At 57.3% G+C, this 21436-nt stretch carries 19 protein-coding genes; 2 read left to right on the top strand and 17 right to left on the bottom strand.

Annotated features, from left to right (window positions below):
- Positions 1 to 87 precede the first annotated feature (87 nt).
- Together H567_RS24890 and H567_RS0113375 are read right to left on the bottom strand one after the other, a co-directional pair.
- A complete protein-coding gene (locus H567_RS24890; RefSeq protein WP_051184839.1) occupies positions 88 to 756 on the bottom strand; it encodes a transglutaminase-like domain-containing protein in 669 nt (222 codons plus the stop codon).
- 135 nt (positions 757 to 891) lie between these two features.
- Entirely contained in the window at positions 892 to 1440 is a 549-nt protein-coding gene (locus H567_RS0113375) for a DUF2284 domain-containing protein (protein WP_028321786.1), read from the bottom strand.
- 222 nt (positions 1441 to 1662) lie between these two features.
- Here H567_RS0113375 and H567_RS0113380 point away from each other — a divergent pair, with 222 nt between their 5' ends.
- Positions 1663 to 2544, top strand: coding sequence for a carbohydrate kinase family protein (locus H567_RS0113380; RefSeq protein ID WP_028321787.1), 882 nt, complete (start codon positions 1663 to 1665; stop codon positions 2542 to 2544).
- A gap of 420 nt (positions 2545 to 2964) precedes the next feature.
- Here H567_RS0113380 and H567_RS0113385 read toward each other — a convergent pair whose 3' ends face one another.
- The 12 genes from H567_RS0113385 to H567_RS0113440 form a co-directional block, all read right to left on the bottom strand.
- Entirely contained in the window at positions 2965 to 3450 is a 486-nt protein-coding gene (locus tag H567_RS0113385; RefSeq protein ID WP_028321788.1) for a response regulator, read from the bottom strand.
- Between the two features lie 95 nt (positions 3451 to 3545).
- A complete protein-coding gene (locus H567_RS24895; RefSeq protein WP_051184841.1) occupies positions 3546 to 5153 on the bottom strand; it encodes a class I adenylate-forming enzyme family protein in 1608 nt (535 codons plus the stop codon).
- Between the two features lie 92 nt (positions 5154 to 5245).
- On the bottom strand, positions 5246 to 6562 hold the full coding sequence (locus H567_RS0113395) for a TRAP transporter large permease (RefSeq protein ID WP_035254453.1): 1317 nt from the start codon (positions 6560 to 6562) through the stop codon (positions 5246 to 5248).
- Complete coding sequence (locus H567_RS24900; RefSeq protein ID WP_035254456.1) at positions 6562 to 7053, bottom strand: TRAP transporter small permease; 492 nt, start codon at positions 7051 to 7053, stop codon at positions 6562 to 6564. Before H567_RS24900 ends, H567_RS0113395 begins: the two co-directional genes overlap by 1 nt.
- 276 nt (positions 7054 to 7329) lie before the next feature.
- Positions 7330 to 8340, bottom strand: a complete 1011-nt coding sequence (gene dctP / locus H567_RS0113405; protein ID WP_161626623.1) for a TRAP transporter substrate-binding protein DctP — start codon at positions 8338 to 8340, stop codon at positions 7330 to 7332.
- A 249-nt stretch (positions 8341 to 8589) separates the two neighbouring features.
- Entirely contained in the window at positions 8590 to 10116 is a 1527-nt protein-coding gene (locus H567_RS0113410) for an acyl-CoA dehydrogenase family protein (RefSeq protein ID WP_208598381.1), read from the bottom strand.
- 7 nt (positions 10117 to 10123) lie between these two features.
- The gene (locus H567_RS0113415) at positions 10124 to 12406 is read right to left on the bottom strand and encodes a xanthine dehydrogenase family protein molybdopterin-binding subunit (protein WP_028321792.1); all 2283 of its coding nucleotides are present in this window, start codon (positions 12404 to 12406) and stop codon (positions 10124 to 10126) included.
- A 2-nt stretch (positions 12407 to 12408) separates the two neighbouring features.
- A complete protein-coding gene (locus tag H567_RS0113420) occupies positions 12409 to 12888 on the bottom strand; it encodes a (2Fe-2S)-binding protein (protein ID WP_035254460.1) in 480 nt (159 codons plus the stop codon).
- 246 nt (positions 12889 to 13134) lie between these two features.
- Positions 13135 to 14019, bottom strand: a complete 885-nt coding sequence (locus H567_RS0113425; RefSeq protein ID WP_035254462.1) for an FAD binding domain-containing protein — start codon at positions 14017 to 14019, stop codon at positions 13135 to 13137.
- Positions 14020 to 14116: 97 nt separating this feature from the next.
- Positions 14117 to 14398: a hypothetical protein gene (locus H567_RS0113430; protein WP_028321795.1), complete on the bottom strand. Its 282-nt coding sequence runs from the start codon at positions 14396 to 14398 to the stop codon at positions 14117 to 14119.
- 185 nt (positions 14399 to 14583) lie between these two features.
- Positions 14584 to 15147 (bottom strand): TetR/AcrR family transcriptional regulator, encoded by a 564-nt coding sequence (locus tag H567_RS27270; protein ID WP_051184844.1) that lies wholly within the window; start codon positions 15145 to 15147, stop codon positions 14584 to 14586.
- 717 nt (positions 15148 to 15864) lie between these two features.
- Positions 15865 to 17202, bottom strand: coding sequence for an MBL fold metallo-hydrolase RNA specificity domain-containing protein (locus H567_RS0113440; RefSeq protein WP_028321796.1), 1338 nt, complete (start codon positions 17200 to 17202; stop codon positions 15865 to 15867).
- 262 nt (positions 17203 to 17464) lie between these two features.
- Between H567_RS0113440 and H567_RS0113445 the strand changes: the two genes are divergently transcribed.
- A complete protein-coding gene (locus H567_RS0113445) occupies positions 17465 to 18301 on the top strand; it encodes a DMT family transporter (protein WP_028321797.1) in 837 nt (278 codons plus the stop codon).
- A 151-nt stretch (positions 18302 to 18452) separates the two neighbouring features.
- On the opposite strand, the gene H567_RS0113450 is transcribed toward H567_RS0113445, so the two are convergent.
- Genes H567_RS0113450 through H567_RS0113460 form a run of 3 tightly spaced genes read right to left on the bottom strand, consistent with a single transcriptional unit; the run spans position 18453 to position 21425 of the window.
- Positions 18453 to 19265: an ABC transporter ATP-binding protein gene (locus H567_RS0113450; protein ID WP_028321798.1), complete on the bottom strand. Its 813-nt coding sequence runs from the start codon at positions 19263 to 19265 to the stop codon at positions 18453 to 18455.
- Positions 19258 to 20199, bottom strand: a complete 942-nt coding sequence (locus H567_RS0113455; RefSeq protein ID WP_028321799.1) for an ABC transporter permease — start codon at positions 20197 to 20199, stop codon at positions 19258 to 19260. The genes H567_RS0113450 and H567_RS0113455 overlap by 8 nt, the downstream gene beginning before the upstream one ends.
- Positions 20196 to 21425: an STAS domain-containing protein gene (locus H567_RS0113460; RefSeq protein ID WP_028321800.1), complete on the bottom strand. Its 1230-nt coding sequence runs from the start codon at positions 21423 to 21425 to the stop codon at positions 20196 to 20198. Before H567_RS0113460 ends, H567_RS0113455 begins: the two co-directional genes overlap by 4 nt.
- Positions 21426 to 21436 lie beyond the last annotated feature (11 nt).

Here is a 21436-nt window from a genome sequence, read left to right on the forward strand (position 1 = left end):
GCCGCAGAAAAACAGCATGGCGGGCAGCATCCTCAGCCTCTGCGCCCTCACCTGCCTCACTCAGACAGTATCGCCGCGGTGTCGTCGTTAGGCCGATGGTCTGTTCAACCACGAACGTTTATCTTTTCCAACCAGCTGCGACGTTTTTTCTACGATCCAGTCAAAAGGGAGATCGGCGTAAAACGGGAATTTTTCGAGGTATTCGATCCAGGGCTCCCCTTTGCGATTTAGACTTGGAAGCACCGCATGATTTTCACCGTCAAATTCAACCAACGGCAGATCGTTTTTCTCTGACAACGCTTTGTCGAAAGTCGGGGCGAGATTGATCCAACGCCCGTTCAACAAAAATTGCGTGTACCCATGGCGAGGCAGGATGTTGCTTTTCGTGAGGTCCAAGACATGCTGAGGCATCAGGTGATTCTTGATCTTCGCAAACACCAACCGCGAGGGAATGCCGGCGGCTCTTCCCATAGCTGCAAGCAGCACAGCCTTTTGTACACAATAACCCTTCTTCCATTCGAGAACGCGGGAAGCCGTGAAATCCTCCAAGAACACCGAAATCATATAGGGGCTGTAGCGGATTTCATCCCTCACAAAATAGAAAAGTTGAACGGCCTTTTCGGTGTCGTCTTTACATTTGAGAATCAGATCCTTGGTCGCGCGCTCGACATCCGGGTGGCCACAATCAAGGGTGGACGTAGGTCTCAAGAATGCCTGAATCTCATCGCCGTGGCCGGTTGTTCGATCGTTATGCATAAAATCATCTCCGGAATTCAAAAAGGCCTTAAAATGGCCGCTCTAAGCCTCAAATTGAGCCTTTTTTCGACACATATTCGTTTATTATCAAAATGTTATCTTGGTCCGACCCCAGTTACACAGTTATACCCGATACTAGTCGACCAGCATCAGGCAGTAAAGATTCTGCGTTTCGGTCTTGTCCCTTAAGGGCTGGATGGGAAACCCGTTGTTGCGTGCAGTTTGGTAGACGTCGATCCCGCACGCCTCCATAGCCGGTCTTGCGCGATCGCGGAAGCGGCAGGGAGCCCCTTTCAACTTCTCACATGCCTCGCATAGATGGCAAGGCCCCTCGAGCAATATAAGAGCCTTGTAATAACCATCTTTGAACATCTCGCCTTCCAGCGTCACGAGTTCGTCCAGGAACCTCCGCGTGGCCTTTATTCTGCTTTGTCCGGCTTCATGCGCAGCCACTCTATGAAACAAGATCGCCCGCGTGTATTGATCCAGTACCTCACGCATCTGGTCGTGGGTCGGAGAATCAGGAGGGCATGAATAGCGCATTCCATAGCCAGGGCATCCGAACTGGCATTTGATCCTCACCCAGGGGGCGGTCACAACGCTGCTCGGATGGATCACCTTTGCATGGCTCGCTCCGGCGTTTATGGCTCTGCTGCAATATGAGACAAGGTCGTCCTGCTGCATGGCTTTGCCCTCCTTCTCCTGAAAAAAATCGTCCGTTCTGGACCAAACTCACCACAAGCGACTCTAGCCCCTTATCCTGAAAATCGCAAGTCCGCACCTGCTCGGCCCGGCGGAATTAGTTCTTTAGCGCCCAGGCATTTTCTGGTAGAAGTCACTGAGATAAGGCTTCACTCCAATCTCTTGTCCGGTCGCCCAAGCCATTGGCCGAGAAAGGATCTGCAAATGGATGCATACGATATCGCATTCGTCGGACACGTCTCATACGATGAAATCGTGCCGTTCGAAGGTCAAACAACCTTTGCCACCGGAGGTTCGGCTTTTTTCAGTGCCATGGCGGCGGCGCCGGCCGGAAAACGCATCGCCCTGATCACGAAAATGCACGAGACCGATCAACATCTTCTCGATCCCGTAAGAGCGGCTGGAATCGACATTATCCGGATCCCTGCGCCAGTAACGACGGCGATGCGGGTGGACCACCCCACGCAAAACGTCGATGAAAGGGAGATGCTCGAACCCCGGACGGCCGGCTTCATCACGGTCGATGAAATGCCCGACATCAAAGCGGAACAAATGCATTTCGCCGGGTTGACGGACCAGGACTTCCGCTTCGAACTGATGCAGTACGCTCGCGAGCGCGGCTGCCGCGTTTCCGTCGACATGCAGAGTTTCGTTCGACAGGTCGATCCGGTGACAAGGAGGATTTCATTCAGGGATGTACCCCGAAAGACGGACATCCTGAAACTCGCCGAATGGGTCAAGGCGGATATGGTTGAAGCGGAACTCCTGACTGGGACGGCCGACCCGGAAGAGGCCGCCGGCCGTTTCGAGGATTGGGGATGCGGCGAAACCATGATTACCCGGTCCGACGGTGTCCTGGTGCGCCACCAGGGCAGAAACTATTTCGAAAGGTTTTCCAACCGCAATTCGTCCGGCCGCACCGGACGCGGAGACACTGTCTTCGGAGCCTACCTTTCCCGCCGACTGGAACACGACGTCCCCGAATCCCTCAAGTACGCTGCAGCCCTGGCATCCATCAAAATGGAACGCCCCGGCCCCTTCACCGGCACTCTTCAAGAAGTGATGAAGCGGGTCGGACCAAGGTAACCATCTGAATGGAAAAGAAAAACGACATAAATTTGACCATTTTACACCCTTAAAAGCAGCATTTGGATCAGAAAAAACGCGTTCTAAGCACCGGGTAGTCTTTAATGAGAACTCCCCGGTCAAGCGAAAAATTCAAAATCCTTCGTTCTGGGAGGCAAGACCGTACGTTACGAAATGAAGGCGCAAATCAAGCCATGGGACGACTTTCACATGAACAACCGTCTCGTGCAGGCAAGATAGCCTGTAAGACTTCCCCATCAGCGGCGGGACCTTTTATGGCAGGTGGAGGTAAAACCCGAGAGCTTTGATCTGCTCAAAGTAGCTTTTTTGCCCCCAAAAAGAACCCTCTAAGACAGAAAAATGCGCGTTTTTAGGGTGATAACATCGTAATTTCAAAGATATAGCTTGGTCCGACCCCAATTATATCCAGTATTTGAATTTTTCCCAGAATTCTTTGTCGTTGCGCCGCCATTCAGGGCCGAATCTCTTGTCGTAATAATCTCCCCACTTTTCCAGCCAGCCGGACCAGAAATGTCTGCCCTCTTTCTTGGCCTGGAGTACTTCCTCCAGATAGGAGGCGATTTCCGAGATCTTTTCTTTCGGCAGATAGGAAGCGGCACCCCCTTTGAAAGATTTCTTGATATCCTCGGGACTGAGCGCGTGAGCGGTCAGCATCACCGCGATAATCTTTTTACCATTAGCGATCTTCAACAGTTCGTAACCGTCGACACCCATGATATCCAGCACAACGATATCGAAGCGTTCGTTCTCCAACAGATCTTTCGCCGACTGAAACGAACCCGCCTTCGCTATGGTGCACATGGTCAGAAGCTCTTCCAACGCCTCCAAAACATCCGGCTCATCGTCGACAATGAGAATTCGTTTTCCTGGAAGCAACTTCTCCATTCACTTTCCTCCACCCCTCGTATGGCGCCGGATCGTGCGATCCTGCGACAGGGTCCAAAAGACATGCAGGATAAATGCTCTACCTCTTCAACAATCTAGATTTTTCGATCACGATCCGTCCAATACTTGTGTCTGATCTCCTTCTTGAGAATTTTTCCAGCCGGATTCTTGGGCAGATCGGGCACGATCTCCACCGACTTGGGGGCCTTGTATCCAGCCAACCGCTCCTTGCAGAACGCGATGAGATCCGCACCGGTCGCCCGTGCTCCGGCCTTCAGAACCACCACCGCGTGAACCTTTTCGACCCAGTAGGGGTCAGGGATCCCAATCACCGCCGCCTCCAGGACATCGTCGTGCTGGTGGAGCACTTCCTCCACCTCACGCGGGAAAACATTTTCCCCGCCGGAAACGATCATGTCCTTTTTCCGGTCGACGATGTAGACGTAGCCGTTTTCGTCGTAGCATCCCAGATCCCCTGCAGACACCCAGCCATCCACCACTGTCTGCTGCGTATCCTCGGGCTTGCGCCAGTATTCTACCATGGTGGCCTTGCTCTTGACAACGATCTCCCCGACCTCCCCAGGCCCGCAATCCTCCCTTTCGCTGTTGACGATCCGCACATGCACTCCGATGTGCGGGAAACCCGCCGAGGCAAGGATCTTCTGCTCTGCGACCGATTTATGCAGGACATCATGCTGGCGCTTCGAGAGGACCAGGACATTCGGGCCGTTCTCCGTCGCCCCATAGAACTGCATAAAGACGGGGCCCCATTTTTCCATCCCCTTTTTCAGCAGTTCCACCGGCATCGGCGAGGCGGCGTAAAACATCCTCTTGAGGTGGCTGAGGTCGTAGTGGTCTACGTCTGGAAGAGCCAGGAATGCGGCGAGATGAGTAGGAACAATATGGATGTCGGTTGCCTTTTCGTCCTGCAGCACCTGCATGGTGGCAGCCGGATCGAACGATATTTGCGGCATGAGGACGTTGCTGCCTGCCACAAAAAAGTAACCCCACAGATTCTTCGTCCCGCCAACGTGGAAAAGGGGCATGATCTGCACGTGCCTGTCACCGGTTTCGAGGCTCAGGGCCGTGGCGAACCGCCTGGTGTCGTCCATGCTCCGGACCTGCGTGTAAAGGGCGCCGCGCGGCACTCCGGTGGTCCCGCTGGTGTAGAAAAGGAACAGAGGATCGTTCTCTTCGGCATAGACATCGGGTTCCCGGTCTTCCCGGCCGGCAGCCCATGCCCTGTATCCCAAAACGCCCTCCGGCGCATCGCCGAAGGCGACGACGTGCTCTACCCCAGGGAGCCGCTGCTTCAATGAAAGCGCGGTTTCGAGCAGTTGTGGGCCGACAAAGAGCACCTTGCACTCGGAGTAATTGATGACATAATCCAGCTCATCCTTTTTCAGCCTCGGATTGAAGGGCGAAATAACAAACCCGCCTTTCATGGCAGCTCCGTAGACATCCAAGTATTCGAGGCAATTCCAGCTGAGAACCCCCAACACATCTCCCTTTTCGATGCCGATGGATCGCAAGGCCTCAATGAGCCGGTTTACCGAAGCATTGAACTGCGAGAAGGTCACCCTCTCCTCACCGTACTTGAATGCCTCCTCATCCGCATAAAGCAGCGCATTGCGATAAATGATGTCGGCATAGGTGCCGATGTCATACCGTGACAATTCTTTCAGTAGAAGCTTTTTCGACATGATTCTCCTTTACATTTCACGATCCCACTATTTTTTCACTCATGCCTGCAAGAGAGATCGGGGCGCTGATTTGAATGTGCGCAGCAACACCCTCAATGCTTCATAAAGTGCGGTAAAACGGTTGCTATGCTCGGGAAAAACAGGATCATAACCATGACTGTCAGGTCGATCAAGACGAAGGGGATTACAGATCGATAAATGTCCAGCATGGTCGTCTTTTCCGGTACGACACCTTTCATCACGAAGAGACAAAGCCCGAGCGGCGGTGTTTTCATGCCGATCTCCATGTTGATGAGCGTCAACAACCCGAACCAGATGGGATCGAAGCCCAGCGTCTTGACGATCGGTGTGAATATCGGGAAGGTCACCATCATGATCGAGACCGGCTCCATGAAGGTCCCGAGAATGATCATGAGCATCTGCATGACGGCGATGATCGCCAGGTGGGGAAAAGGAAAGCTGACCACCAGTTCCACGAGCCCCCGGCTCGCACCCGTAAACGCGAGGATCTGGCTGAAGGCCGTCGAGCCGGTCAGGATCATGAGCATCATGACCGTGATCCTGAGCGTGGAATCCAGCGAACTGCGCATCACCTTCCATTTGAGTTTCCCATAGACCGCCACCACGGCGGCGGTCGTCATGACCCCCATCGCAGCCGATTCCGTCGGAGTGGCCAAGCCAGCGAAGATCAGGCCGGTGACCACGAAGATGATGACCCCGAAAGGCAGGACATGGGTTGCAAGGGATTTGAACTTTTCGGACCAGGAAACGGCTTCCGGGGCATAGTCAGGAGCAAGACTCGGCTGCAGCTTGCAGCGCAAAACGATATAGGCGACGTACATACTCGCCAGCAAAAGACCCGGCACAACACCCGAGAGCAGCATCTTCCCGATGGAGATCTGCATGAGCGATCCCAGCACCACAGCAAGTGCGCTCGGAGGGATGATCATTGCCAGGGCCCCGCTCATGCAAGACCCAATCGCGATGGTTTTGTGGTAGCCTCTCTTCTCCATCTCGGGGAGCAGCAGAGAGCCGAGCATGGCCGACGTGCCCATGCTGGAGCCGCTCAGGGTCGAGAAAAGGGTCCCGCCCCCGACACTCAGCAGGCACAACCGGCCCGGGATCCGCCCCATCCACTTGTCCAGGCTGTCCAGTGCGCGTATGAAGACCCCGGAGTGAAACAGCAGTTCACCCATCAACACGAAGAGAGGCACAGGCAAAAGAACGAAGCTGCTGATCGATGAAAAAATCGACCGTATGAACTGCTCCAGTCCATGGCCACCCCCCCAGAGGAAATAGATCCCTACCACATCCACAATCGTGAAGGCGAGAAACACAGGCAGACCGGCGGCCAGAAGGACCAGAAAAGATCCGACGATGAGCACCAGAACCACGTACCATTCCGCCATCAGTTGACCTCCTTCAGCCGCCTTAGGTGCTGCAGGCCTTGTCTGGCAAACTGTCCCATGAGGAGAAAATAGCCAATGCTGATAAGGGCCAGGAAAAAGAATTCATACATGGTCATGGTTTTGGTGATCAAAACCCTGTTAACGTAAGAATTCCACGCTGCAGCGGCACTGAACCAGACGACGACCCCCGAAACGAAGACACCGGTGGCCGACGAAAATACCCCCAACCACCCCTGCAGCTTCGGGTTCAGGCGTTCGACAAGGATGTCCACGCCGACGTGCCCCCCCTTCTTCAGGAGCCAGGGCGCGGCCAGAAAGGTCATGGTAAAGAGGATGTATTCACATACTTCCACCGTCCAGATCAGTGGTTTAGCGAAAAAATATCGCATGAAAATTTCAACAGACATGATCAGGACGGCACCCACGAGGAGCACCCCTCCCAGCAGCGCCAGGAAATCGATGATCGAATCAAAAAGTCCTCTCTTCTGCATATACAAGACCCCTGTGCAGGAATGGTGGGGTGTCCACCGTACACAACAGTACGTTGACACCCCTGTCACCGGTTCCTTCAGCGTCTAAGCCGCTGAAATCTGGGACGGCACGCAGTCCCCGGCAGACAAGCACCTCCCGGCATTCACCTTCCAACGGTCAGCGTTGCTCCGCGAGATAGGGTGATCGCCAGCAGCGTGAATCGATCATCGGCGACCACCCGATGCTTTGCGCGTTGAGGGCGAGTCTGCCCAGGCGGCAGAGCGATACTGCAGCCTCTAATCCCACGGGAACACGTCTTTGGGAATCGCCTTTCTCGAGGTCAATTCCCTCAGTTTGGGGCCGTATTCGGGGGCTGCCTCGATGACATATTCCCAGGTCTTGTCATAGGCGATGGCACGGAATTTCTGCGCCTCCTCCGGCGGCAGGGTCAACGTCTCCATGCCGGCCGCCTTCCGGACCTTCTCTTCCGTCTGTTCGATCATCGTGTTGCGCATCGTACCGATGTACTCCATATCCTGCATCACATCCATAATCAGATCCTGAACATCCGGGGGGATCTTCTTCCACTTGTCGAGGTTGATCATGGTGGCAGGCTCCATCTGAAAGACCCCCGGCTCGATCGCGTATTTGGTCACCTCCTGCAGGCCCCAACTGATAACCCCTACGTTCGGCCACATGAAGCCATCGACGACACCGCGTTCCATGCCCGTGTAGATCTCGGTCGGCGGGATGCTGACCGGCGTGGCGCCCAATGCCTTGATAAAAGGGATGTAGAGGGGCTGGACCCTGATTTTCAAGCCCTTGATGTCCTCCACCTTTTCGATCTTCTTGTTGACAAACAGCTTGAACGGGAGAAAGCTTTGCAGCCGGCCCAGGTACTTGGCATTCGCACGCTTTTCGAAAATCTCGCACCAGAGGTCGTAGGCCCCGGTCTTGCGCTCTTCCCATTCAGCCAACTCCGTCAACCCCTTTGCCCAGGCCTCCGGCATGATCGGCTTAAGGTATCCGAACGGATAATAGAGAATCATATCGATGGTGCCCGCCTTCAAGGCGTGGATCTGATCGAAGCTCTGGATGACCTCCGGCCCACCCACCCATTCAATGCGCAGTTTGCCCTCGGCCCTCTTGTTGATCTTGTCCACCAGGATGGGAACGGGGTCGTTATTGAGGTGATTTTTGGGAAAACCTGTTACGGCCTTGAGTACGATCATCTCGCTTTTCGATTCGATGGCGGTTAGCCCCAGGAACAGGGTAATACAGGCGATGAGCAAAAAGGCTTTCTTCATGTTTCCCTCCATTCTTTCCGTCATGCTGTCACAATGTTCATAGAAAACAAATCTTCCCATCCAATGATTCAGGCAGTCCGACAACCGGATTCTGTATCCTCGCTTCTCCGCGCTTTGCATCCCCCCCTTCAAAGCTTCGGCAAGCAACCTTTCGCAGGGCGTCCTGCCATCCCGCAACTGGTTTACCGCTTGTCACAGCTAAGGCCGCCGCCCGGGACCCATTGCAGAAAACATCGGTGCGACGCATCGCTAAAAAACCCTACCTTCGTCGATCCAGGAGGGAAACCATTTGTAATAGTCCAGGGGAAAGGCCTTGCCAAGGCCTTCATAGCTGGCCTTCGCCAGCGCGATGCCTTTCTTGTCGCGGACCAGCCGTACGTGGCCTTTCGCCTCGAGATCGACGAGCACCCGGTCGAGATCCTTGTCTTCCACATCGAAATAGGCCTTGATGTCCTCCCGGCTCATGTGGAGCCCTGGATTCGCACGGTAATCCTCGGCCAGGATCTGGAGAAGGCCCTCCTCATCGATCGAACGCGCCTTTTCGGGTTCGGTCGCGGCCGGGACCGGCACGCCGAGCTCTTCATGAATCACCCTTCGGCACATCTTCAGATCCTCGGCCATCTGCTTCATGGCGGCCCGCTGGATCACCATCCTGCAGGCCTCCATGGTCCCGCCCGCGATGTTTTCCACCTTCGAGACGCCGTAGATGGCCGAGACCGGGTAGAATGGCGTCAGCCCGTCCCCTCCCATGACCTGGATGGCGTCCAGGCTTGCGGCAACCGCCCCTTCGCAGTTGTAGACCTTGGCCACATTGGACTCGAGGGTGATATCCCAGCCGAGGTCCCACAGGTAGGCCGTGTAATAGGTGAGCAGCCGGGAGATCTTCACCCGGCTCACCATGTCGGCTATCTTGAACTGGTTGTTGACGAAGCTGATGGTGGGCCGGCCGAACTGGACCCGCCGCTCGGCATAGGGGACCGCATTACGGAGAAGTTCGCCCATCCAGGCCGCGGTCTGCGCGCAAATCAGCGTACGTTCGAAATTGAGGCCGGCCGTCATGATGGACCAGCCCTGCCCCTCCTCGCCAAGGACCTGGTCCATGGGGACGGGAACGTCCTTGAAATCGAGCGCCCCGTTCTGGATGTTTTCGAAGCCTATAATCTCGTTGATTTTTTCGACCGAAAAGCCGGGGGAACCCTTCTCGACGACGAAGGCCGTCAAGTGCCGGTACCTTTTTCTGTCTTCGGGATTGTCGCTTGTCCGTGCATAGACCATGTAGCGTTGGGCCACGCCCGCGGAGACGATGTAGCGCTTTTTCCCGTTGAGGAGATAGACATCTCCCTCGCGCCGGGCCGTCATTTCAATGGCTGCCGCATCGGTGCCCGCGACGGGCTCCGTAATCACGATCGCCCCCATCTCTCCCCGTGCGATGCGGGGGAGGAAGCGCTTTTTCTGCTCTTCCGAGCCAAACTCGATGATCTGGCGCAGTCCGCCGAGCATGTTTCCAATGAAGACACGGCCCGGTCCGGGCATGCGGCTGAAGGCCTCGGCGGCGATGCAGGCCCCCGTCGCACCCAGCCCCAGGCCGCCGTACTCCTTGGGCACACCGGCGCCGGTGTAGCCCCTTTCACCGATCTTTTCGAAGATGTCCCACGGGAACTCCCGTTTCCACCGGGATTCCGCATCCCGCGGCATGAGCTCACGCACAAAGGCGTGGACATCTTCTGCAAACGCCTTCTGCTCATCCGTCCACCATGGATAAATGTCCATCATCATCCTCCTCCTATTGTTTCCGGTTCCGCAGGGCCATCACCACCTTCTCAGGGGTCAGCGGCTGCTCCTTGAACCAGATGCCGGTTGCATGGCGCACCGCCGTAAAGACAGACGGCGGGGTGCTTACGATGGCCCCTTCGGAGGCCTCCTTGGCGCCGAACGGACCCGATGGGTCGTCCGTCAGGATGTCGATGACCTCGATCCTGGGGATGTCCGGGGCGAGCGGCATCTTGTAGTCCGCCAGGTTCGGGTTGAGCGTCCTGCCTTGGTCCATCCGGAACTCCTCATAGAGCGCCTGCCCCATGCCCTGGATCGCCGCCCCCTGGTTCTGCGCCTCCACGTTGACGGGGTTCAACGGTCTGCCGCAGTCGTGTGCGATCACCATGTCCGTGCAGCGGATGAAGCCGGTTTCGAGATCCACATCCACCTCGGTCAACTGGGACGTGAAACTGTACGAAGTGCCGCAGTTGCCGATCCCCTTCTCGAAGTCGAGCACGTCGATGCCGTAATCGGAATACCCTTTCCCGATGATGACCGCCCCGGAGCCTGAATAGCAGGCGATCTTAGCAAGTTGTTCGAAGGGCATGGTCTTTTCGGGGGATCCGGCTACGCTGACCATGCGATTCTTGAAGACGATGTCCTCCGGGTTCGCCTCCCACTCCCGCGCGGCGAAGCGGGCCAATTGATCCTTGATGTCGACCGCCGCGCGGCGGGCCGCCTCGCCGGCGAGCACCGTGACGCGGCTCCCGTAGCTTCCCGCATCGCAGGGTGTCACGGCCGTGTCGACGCGTTTGATGTCCACGTCCTCCATGCCGACACCGAGTTCCTCGGCCACGATCTGGCAGAGGACCGTGTCGGAGCCCTGTCCGCAGTCAGTGGCACCGGTGAGGTAATCGATCGTCCCGTCCTCGCAAAGCCGGAGGACAGCCGCGCACGATTGGTGGCCGCGCTGCCGGGCGCCGCCGAGATAGGACGTGGCGGACATACCGGTGCCATGAACCACGGGTCCGCTCCCTTTCCGCTGGTCCCTGTTTTTCCAGGAATCGCTTGCGGCCAGGGTCTGGATCCCTTCCACCAAGCCGCAGGACTTGACGGTGACCTTGTTGACCGTCTCGTGGGGCGCCGTGATGGCGTTCTTGAGCCGCACGGCCACAGGGTCGATGCCGAGCTGCTCGGCCATCATCTCCATCTGGAGCTCCGCGGCGAATCGCGTGTGCGTGACGCCATGGCCGCGCATGGCGGCGCCGATCGGGTTGTTCGTGTAGATGCGGTAGGCGTCGTGTTTGAAGTTGGGCAGTTTGTAAGGAAGGGTGCTCATGGACCCGCTCAGGTACATGGTGAGCGGGCCGATAGCGGTGTGGGCCCCGCCGTCGGCGATGACCCGGCTGTGCATGGCGGTAATGGTGCCGTCCTTCTTCATCCCCATCTTGTTGTAAACGATCATGTTGTGGCGCCGGCGGCAGGTCATGAGGACCTCTTCCATCGTGTAGACGAACTTCACCGGCTTGCCGGTCCGCTTCGAGAAAAGGACCGAGCAGAAATCGCCTGCGAGGGAGTCATTCTTCGTTCCGCCGAAGCCCCCGCCGATGAAAGGCTGGATCACCCTGACCTTGTTGAGCGGGAGGTTGAAGCAGGCCGCCAGGTGCCGATAGACGAAATAAGGACTCTGTTTGGCCGCCCAGATGGTGATGCCGGATGAGTCGTACATCGCCACTGCGGCGGGCGGCTCCAGGTAGCCGGTAATGACCCGGCCCGTCACGAAGCGGTCTTCGTGGACGAGGTCGGCTTCGCGGAAGCCCTTTTCGATGTCGCCGAAATCCATGTGGAAGTCCCAGCTGACATTGTTTTTCACATGGTCATAGAGCTGCGGAGCCCCTTCCTCCATGGCTTTTTCCGGGTCGAACACGCCGGGAAGCGGTTCATACTCCACCTGAATCAGCTGAGCCGCTTGCTCCGCGGTGTCCTCGTCAACGGCAGCGACCGCCGCGACGGCTTCGCCGAGATAGCGCACCCGCTCGGCTGCCAGAGGCTCCTCCTCGCGGGTCTTGGGCATCCAGCCCCATTTCCACCCTTTGAAATCCTTCCCTGTCAGAACGTCCTTGACCCCCGGAAGCCGCTCGGCACGGCTCGTATCGATGTTCAGGATCTTGGCATGGGCGTGCGGGCTTCTGACGATCTTGCACCAGAGCATGCCTGGCATCTCATAGTCCGCGGCGTATTTGGCCTCCCCGGTGACCTTGGCGAGGGCATCCACCCTGGGCATGCGTTTCCCGATTACAGAAAAGTCCTGCATGTTTACTCCCCCCCTTTCATGAGCTCGGCGGCGGCCTGGATGGATTCGATGACCTTGGTATAGCCGGTGCATCGGCAAAAATTCCCGGCGATGCCTTCTCTGATATCCCCGGAAGACGGTGTCCCATTGCGATCCAGAAGGGATTTGGCGGACATGATCATCCCGGAGGTGCAAAACCCGCACTGCATTCCGGAGTGCTCCACGAACGCCTCCTGGAGCGGGTGCAGCTTGTCCCCTTCTTTCAAACCCTCGATGGTCGTAATCTCCTGACCGTCCGCCTCCACCGCCGGCACGAGGCAGCTGTTGACGGCCCGGCCGCCCATAATGACCGTGCAGGCGCCGCATTCCCCCAGCCCGCAGCCCTCCTTGGCGCCGGTCAACTTGAGCTCCTCACGAATGAGCTCGAGGAGGGTGCGATGAGGCGCAACCCTCAACGTGTGTGATTCGCCGTTGATGACGAGTTGGATTTCCTTCAGTTCCATCGTTCGCTCTCCCTTTGTCGGTTTGGTTTTCATATGGAAACGGCGTGGCGGATGAACCCCGATTCAAACCTGCAGTCTTAGGCTGCGAGGGTGCCGGAGCCCGACAACCGCCTTCGGGCAAGGGACAGGCTCCACTGGCCGCGGCGAAAAATTCTTTCTGGCCCCCTCTGGAAAGGCAGGAAGGCACGACGTCCGATTCAAAGAATTCGGTTTTTCTATATGCGGCGAAGAAGTCAATACGCTGCTTCATCCCTGACTCGAGGACACCTGTCTTAGGGCCCGCTTGACCAGGACCTCCACCATCAAGCGGCGGTACTCAGCCGATGCACGGTGGTCGTCGATCGGTCTCGATTCATCGGCGGCGATTTTCGCCGCCTCCGCAATCACCTCATCACTCACGGGCCGGCCCTCGAGGAACGTCTCACATCGGCCGGCCCGGATCGGTGCAGGAGCGACAGCGCCCAGTCCCACGCGGACTTTCGAGAACGCTGCATCGCGCGTCTCCGCCAAAGCGGCTACGCCTACAACGGCTAGATCCATGCGGCTGCGGGGTGAGAGCTTGATGTAGACGCCTCGCCCTTCAGCCGGGGGGACATGAATCTCCTTGACGAGTTCATCCGGTTCGAGAACTGTCTTACCCGGACCGGTAAAAAATCGATTCAGTTCGACGACCCGTTCACCACGCGGGCCGGCGCACAGGACCCGCGCCTCCAGGCAAAGCAGCGCCGGAGCAGAGTCAGCGGAAGGAACGGCATTGCAGAGGTTCCCGACGATGGTTCCGCGGTTGCGGATCTGATGGGAAGCGATGCTGAATGCGGCTTGGTGTAGCATAGGAAAACGACTTTTCACTGCTTCGGACTCTGCAACGGCATTGATCGAGGCAAGGGCGCCGATCCGCAAACCTCCGTCCTTTTCAGCGGTGACATAGTCGAGTCCCATCACGCCCTTCAGATCGATCAGGGTTTGAGGCACCGGGTCGGTTCTCCGTTTGATTTTCGGTAACACGTCCGTGCCGCCTGCATAGACACGGAACGTTCCGACAGGATTCCCCTGCATAAAAGCCAATGCTTCTTCGATTCCCTCGGGTTTGAGGTAGTCGAATGGCGGCAGCCGTCTGAAAAAAAGTGTCATAATCCTGCTCCTCCATTATCAATGTGAAATGATTCAAATTTCCGTAGTCTGCTCCAGAGATATAGAAAGCAATCCCGGAACATTTCTCTACCCTGGTTCAGCCTCCGCCAAGCGGCGTCAAACAGATATCGAGCCAATCACCATCCTCGATGACCGATCGCAGTCCCTTCGGATAGAAAGCGATGTCCTTTCCACGGAGCGTCAGTTCGATGTCGGGTCTGAGTTTCTCCCCTTCGGCATCGATCAGAATAAACCCGGTCTCTCTTTCAACGCGGTGCAGGAGATCAGCCACGGTATCCGCCGCATCCGCAATCTCCAGATCCCCGAACCCAGCCTCCCGGCGAAGAAAATTGGTTGAAAGTTTTATCTTTTTAGGCATATCGATCGTTCCTCTGGGCCTGCATTTTTCTGGAGGTCTCAGACAACATGTTACAAGAGGAATGCGACCGGCCGCCCGGTCGGTCCACGGCCAAAAAATAATGTGGTTGTATTTTTCCGTTTAAATCGGACCACATGAGAAATTTTCTATTCGCCTTCAAAAGCCCTTTCACATTTAGAAATGATCTATTTCGACAACCCCCGCAGAAAGATTTCAACATAGGTATCGGCTAGTTCACGTGCTGATTCCTGCCGGGAGTAATCGAACCAGTAAAAGATCCAACTACACATTCCCAGGGCGCCGAAGGTGGCAAAAGTCATGTTCACATCTTTGGCTTTTCCCGCGGCCTTCATTTCGAGAAGGGCATTTCGGATCAAATCGAAGCCCCTTCTCCAAACGCGGTCGATCCTGGCGCGGTGCGTCCTTGCAAGATTTTGGGTTTCATGAACAACCACGCGTACGGAGGGGTCTTGAGTCATAGCATGCAGGATATACTCCCGCATGAAAAACGCTACTCGTTCCGTCGGGTCCGCGATTTTCTCCGCCTTTTCCAGGACAGGAATGAACGTCCGCTCCATCTGCCTTTCATGAATCTGGAAGAGGAGTTCTTCCTTGCTGCTGAAATAATGGTACAGCCCGGCCTTGCTCAAACCCAATGCCTTGGCGACACGCGACAAAGGGGTCTGTTCATAGCCATCCCTCAGAAACAGCTCAAGCGCCTTGTCACAGATTCTGTCCCGTTTATCCAATTCAACATCCTGTCACTTGTTCTATCAGGTAGCCCCGAGAAGCCCTTTTAACGCCGTCCCAGGTCTAATTGCACCCTCATCGTCACACGTCAGGCGGACAAGCCCCAAGAAAGCGTCCATCATCTCTCGTCAAATTACCTACCGGCCGCACGGTCGATATCATCCCTTTTATCTCTTCCGGTGTCAAGCAAAAAACACCCAAGGGGTCGGACCAGGCGAACACGCTAATTACAATACAAAAAGAATGATTTTTGGGTCCTTTTACCTGCTTAAATGCCCCATTTTCATTCTAAAAAGTCTATTTTAAGCGTTGGGCTATAGGGCATCACACTTCCGCTCCAAGAAGGATAAAATTTTGGGTTCATCCGATTAATGCGTACTTTGCCTCGTGCAGGGCCATGATCTTGAGCTTGAAAAACTCCATCTCCATGAATCCGTATGTCTGTTTCTGAAATGTTATAATTTGTTATCAATATGCAAAGATGCGCATAAATCAATAGCAGATTTTAATCTGATATATATAAATGGCCAATTTTTAAATAATTTATAACATTTCAATCAATTTTCACCTTATTATAAGCAGCGTGGAATTCTATCTATGGCATGACGAAGTCTGTCAGGGATGGAACCTTCAGACTGTTAAATCAGCTTTTTGGCCCCTAAAAACTAGCATCTAACACAGAAAACGATTTTTTTTAGCGCTATTAAATTGTAATTTCAAACACATAGTTTGGTCCGACCCCCATCGAGCCCATCGAGCAGTTCGCGAAGGGCGCGCTGGGGGCCGGGTTCGCCGTGCACCAGTTTCACGGCGCCTGGTTGGACGGCTTTTACCCATTCGAGCAATTCCTGCTGATCTGCGTGGCCGGAGTACCCGCCGAGCTGATGGACGGCAGCCAGCACGGGAACGGGCTTGCCATCCAGCACAACCTCGCGCTTGCCCCCTTCCAGGGTCTGGAGGATGACTCTGCCAGGGGTTCCCGCGGCCTGATACCCGACAAAAAGGACATCGGTCGCGGGGTTGGGCAGTTGAGCCTTGAGATGGTCGATGATGCGGCCGCCCGTGCACATGCCGCTGCCGGCGATTACAATGGCCGGCCCCTTGAACTCAAGCAGCCTTTGATGCTCTTCATAGGTCTCCACCCCGTAGAGTCGATCGAAGCTGAGGGGATGATCACCCTGTTTTAGGCGGCCCTGGGCCTCATCGCTCCAATACTCCGAAAGCTCGGCATGGATTCGGGTGATCTTGAGGCCGAGCGGGGTATCGATGCATACCGGAACACGGCTGCCTCTTTCAGAAAAGATGCCTGCAGGATCCGAAAACAGGCGGTCCATTTCATAGATCAGTTCCTGGGTACGCCCCAATGCGAAGGCGGGAATGAGGACTTTGCCGTTGTCGGACAAGGCCCGCTGGAGAATATTCTGCAATTGCTGGAGGCGGTTGGTGCGATCCTCGTGGCGGCGGTCGCCGTAAGTCGATTCGAGCACCAGCAGATCACAGGGCGCCGGTATATCCGGATCAGGCAGGATGGGCGTGCCGCGCGCGCCGAGATCCCCTGAAAAAACGATGCTTTCACCACCTGGCAGGTCGAAACGGATCCAGCACGAGCCAAGGATGTGTCCGGCACGCCCAAGAGTAAAACGGATGCCCTTGCGTAAATCGAAGGTCTCCTGGTACTCAAACCCCCAGCAAAGCTCATCCAGTTCCTCGAGCAGATGCTCCATCTGCCGGCGTGAGAGATGGGTGAAGCTCAAGGCGTCTTCCAGCATTGGCACCAACAATGCCTTGGTGGCATGGGTGCAGAGGATTTCCCCCCGGAAACCTCGCTGGATCAGCCCAAGCACCCGCCCGATGTGATCGATATGGGCGTGCGTAAGAAATAAAAATGGAATATCGGCTGGATGCACAGGCCATTGATCCATAGGTACGACCGTATCAGTCCCTTGTGTCGATCCACAGTCGATGAGGATGGCGATTCCGCTGGCCTGTAGCAGATGGCAAGATCCGGTGACCGTCTTTTCGCCGCCAAGATGGGTGATTCGTGCATTTTGCATCGATCTTTTTTTATCTCCATTTATTGAACAATCAGTTAAAATGCACTGCAGCGATTGAAGAAAACCTTTCAGAAGGCGCCATCACCTCCACCGGGGGACTCCGGGCGGGGTGACAAGTGGGTCGATTTCATTCAACTATGGATTGCCTGTCACCTGACTTGGAGGAAAATCCTTGAAAATCGCTCCTTCCGAAGCGCCCCGGCTTCCACTTCGATCCGCCGGAAAACTCCCTCCCGACTCCTGGAAATCAAGTGGGACACCGATTGCGATCCTTTTCGTACTCCTATGGAGCACCGGTTTTATCGGCGCTAAATTCGGACTGCCCTATGCCGAACCTTTTACCTTCCTCCTGATAAGATTCTGGCTGGTGGCCGCCATTTTATTGGTGCTATCCCTCGTCACCCATTCCACCTGGCCTCGAAGCCCCCGCGAAATCATTCATCTCGTCGTAACCGGCCTCCTCATTCATGCCGTTTTCTTGAGCGGCGTCTTTTCATGCATCTACAGCGGCGTCCCAGCCGGCATCACTGCTCTCATTGTAGGAATGCAGCCTGTGCTGACCGCCATCGCAGCCGGACCCCTGCTGGGCGAAACGGTGCGCCGCCGCCAATGGCTGGGGCTGGTGCTCGGAATGATCGGGGTAGCCCTGGTCGTACAAAACAAGCTGCTTCTCGGCCCTGAATACGTCAAGGGCTTCGTCTGGAGCTGCGCTGCGCTCCTGGGGATCACCGCCGGGACCCTTTATCAGAAAAAATTCTGCAGCATGACCGATCTTCGAACCGGCACCCTGGTTCAATACACCGCAGCCGGCATTGCACTGGCGGTGGCAGCTCCCTTCTCCGAATCCATGGCGGTCGCCTGGACCGGAGAATTCCTATTTGCGCTGCTTTGGCTCAGCCTCGTCCTTTCCGTTGGGGCGATCTTCCTCCTGTACACGCTTATCCGCAAGGGGAAGGCATCCTCGGTGGCAGGGCTTTTCTACCTGGTTCCACCGTGCACCTCTCTGATCGCCTATTTTCTTTTCGGAGAAACCCTTACCCTCTATTCCATCTGCGGCATGATTATCGCCGTAGTCGGGGTGGCGCTTGTCATCCGATGACTAAGAATCACAAAAAAGGCGGGCGCCGATCGCTTTCCCCTGGTTTTAAAGCCTACAAAAGACCCTCAAAAACCCTGTTCTAAAGCCGGAAAAAGCCCTTTTTTGGAGGAAAGACACTTCGTTTTCAAATAGATAGCTTGGTCCGACCCCATTAAGAGTATTGGGTGGCGAGGATGTCGGCGACGGAATCATCGAAGAGTTCGCGCTTCTGGATGCGGTCGAAGGTGGCGATGAGGTCGGGGGCGCGGACGCGGTGCTTGCGCTCCCGCTGATAGTCCTCGACGATCCGGCCGCGGTGCATCATCACGATCCGGTCGGGAAGGTCGACGGCCTGCTGCATGGAGTGCGTCACCATGAGGGCGGTCAGGTTCTGCTCGTCGATGATCCCTTTGGTCAGCTCCGCCACCTTCGCGGCGCTCTTCGGGTCGAGGGCGGCTGTGTGTTCATCCAGGAGCAGGAGCTTCGGGCGCGTCCAGGTGGCCATGAGGAGGGTCAAGGCCTGCCGCTGCCCGCCCGAGAGGGTCCCGATCGGATTGTCCAGCCGGTCTTCGAGGCCCATCTTCAGTGTGCGGACCCGGTCGGCAACTCCATCGCGGAAGGCGTGGGTGACGGCCCGGCGCAGGGGCCTGTGTCCCCCCCGCTTGAGGGCGATGGCGATATTCTCCGCGATGGTCATGTCCGCCGCCGTCCCGGCGAAGGGATTCTGGAAGACGCGCCCGATGAAGGCCGCCCGCCGGTACTCCGGCCAGCGGGTCACGTCGCGGCCGTCCAGCAGGATTCGACCGGCATCGAGTTCGAAGGTGCCCGCGACCGCATTGAGGAGGGTGCTCTTCCCGGAGCCGTTCGTGCCGATGATGGCGGTGAAGCACCCCGCTTCGATATGGACGCTCACGTCCTGGAGCGCCTTCACCTCATTGGCCGTATTGGGAAAGAAGGTTTTCGACACGCCCCTGATCTCAAGCATGGCGAAGCCCTCCCGTGACCTTCCGGCCGAGAGACCGGAACCATCCCGGGGCCACCAGCGCCGCGAAGACGAAAAAGGCCGTGACGAGCTTGAGGTCGTTCGGGTTGAGGCCCCAGCGAAGGGCGATCGCGATGAGGAGCCTGAAGAGGATCGTGCCGAGGACCACGCCGGTGATGGTCAAGCCGATCCCGGCCCGCCCCACGAGCGCCTCCCCGATGATGATGCTCGCCAGCCCCCAGACCATCATCCCGATGCCCATCTGGACGTCGGCAAAACCCTGGTACTGGGCCAGCAGCGAACCGGACAGCGCCACCAGACCGTTGGCCAACGCCAGGCTGACCACCACCATCGTCTGGTTGTTGACCCCCTGCGCCCGGACCATCTGCGGATTGCCGCCCGCGGCCCGCAGGGCGGTGCCGTAATGGGTGAGGAGGAAGCGGTAGAGCAGCAACCCGATCAACAGACAAATGGCCGCGCTGCTCCCAAAGACGGCCAGATCACCGAGGGGTACAGGCCATCCAAAGAGATTCACCCGGGAGGCGCCGCTGCCCAGGCCGCCCAGGATGCGCTCGGCCCCGCTCGACACGGTCTCCACGTCCAGGAGCGGGATGTTGCTCCGCCCCATGATGCGCAGGTTGACGGAATAAAGCGCCGTCATCACGAGGATGCCCGAGAGGATCTCCTGGATCTTGAACCGGGCGTGCAGGAGCCCCGTGACCGCCCCCGCCGCAGATCCGGCGAGGAGGGATGCCAGGGCCGCCAGCCATGGAGACCAGCCCTGAACGATGAGGACCGCCGAGAGGGAGGCCCCCAGGGTGATGGAGCCGTCCACCGTGATGTCGGTGAATCGGATCATCCGGAAACTGATCAGCATCCCGAGCGAGAGCAGCGCGAGGATGAGCCCCATCGTAAAGGCGCCGATCACCAGGCTCATGACAACACCTCCGGGTTTTCGAGAGGTCCGAACCAGCAGGCCCCGCGGACCAGGGCGCTTTCCCCCAGGCCGACCGCCGGGCGGGCGTCATCGACGAGATGCATCACCGCGAGGGGAGGCGGACCGCTGAAGCATTTCCGGATCGTCGGCTCGAGGGCGATCCGGCCGTTCTGCAACGGCTGATAGGGGAAGACCGCCGCGTGGACGTGGACAGCGGCATCCGGATGCGAGGGCAGAGGCGCCAGCAGACCCCCGCCGCGAGCGCCCTCCCTCTTGCAGACGACACCCGCCAGGAGAGCCAGTTGGTGCGCGTGCGACCGCTCGCCGCAGAAGGAAATCCACTCGCGGATCTCGGGGAAAACGATCTCGCGCTCCGCGTCGAGCTCTCCGGGAGATCGGATGAGGGCGGCGCCCACCAGGCCTTCGATCTCCCCGATGGCGACGAAACCCGCCGCCTTCCCGCCCGTGCGGGCCAGGATATGCCCCATCAGAGCTGAAACCGTGCAGAAGGGCGCCTTATCAGCGGGGGCAAAACGGATGAGCCGCCCCATCGCGCCGCTGAAACCAAGGCAGTGGATGCAGCACATCTCGGGGACGTAATCCCCTTCCGAGATGAGATAATCCGGGTGCCCCTGTTCGTCCGGAGGCTGGTACACGACGTTTCCGGCGGCCGCCACGAACTCCCCGAACTGGCTTCGGGCGGACTCGAAATCCGCGGCCGAACTGCCGATCCCCAGCGCACAGACATCCTCCGAGAAAATGAAGCTTTTGCAGCCGGCCGCCTCCACCCGCCGCCAGGGGCGCCAGCCCGCCGCATGGAAGAGCGTCAGGGAGGCGCCCTCCTCCAGCGTGAACTCCTGGATACCGGCATCTTCCGCCGCTTCGACGGCGCCCGCCGTTTCCGAAGACGGCATGTCCTCCGGTGGGCCGTCCGCGAGCAGAACCTGAAACCCGGCCGTTCGCAGGACCTGCTCGACGAAAGCGGCAGGGTGGATGATCCGGAAGCTGCCGTGGACCGTGTTCAACGCCTTGTAGATCTGAAGCAGGGACCGGATGCCGGCGGAGCTCAGGAACGCGAGCCCCGAGGCATCGACAACCAGGTGGTGGCAGCCGTTCCGGATATGCCCGAGGAGGGTGTCGGTGAAATAGTCCGCCCAGGATGCGTCGAGCTTTCCTTCGACCGTGATGAGCATGTATTCACCCCGTGTTTCATGCCGCAGATTCATTGGACCTCCCC

The organism is Desulfatiglans anilini DSM 4660, assembly GCF_000422285.1.
In the GTDB taxonomy this organism is placed as follows: Bacteria; Desulfobacterota; DSM-4660; order Desulfatiglandales; family Desulfatiglandaceae; genus Desulfatiglans; species Desulfatiglans anilini.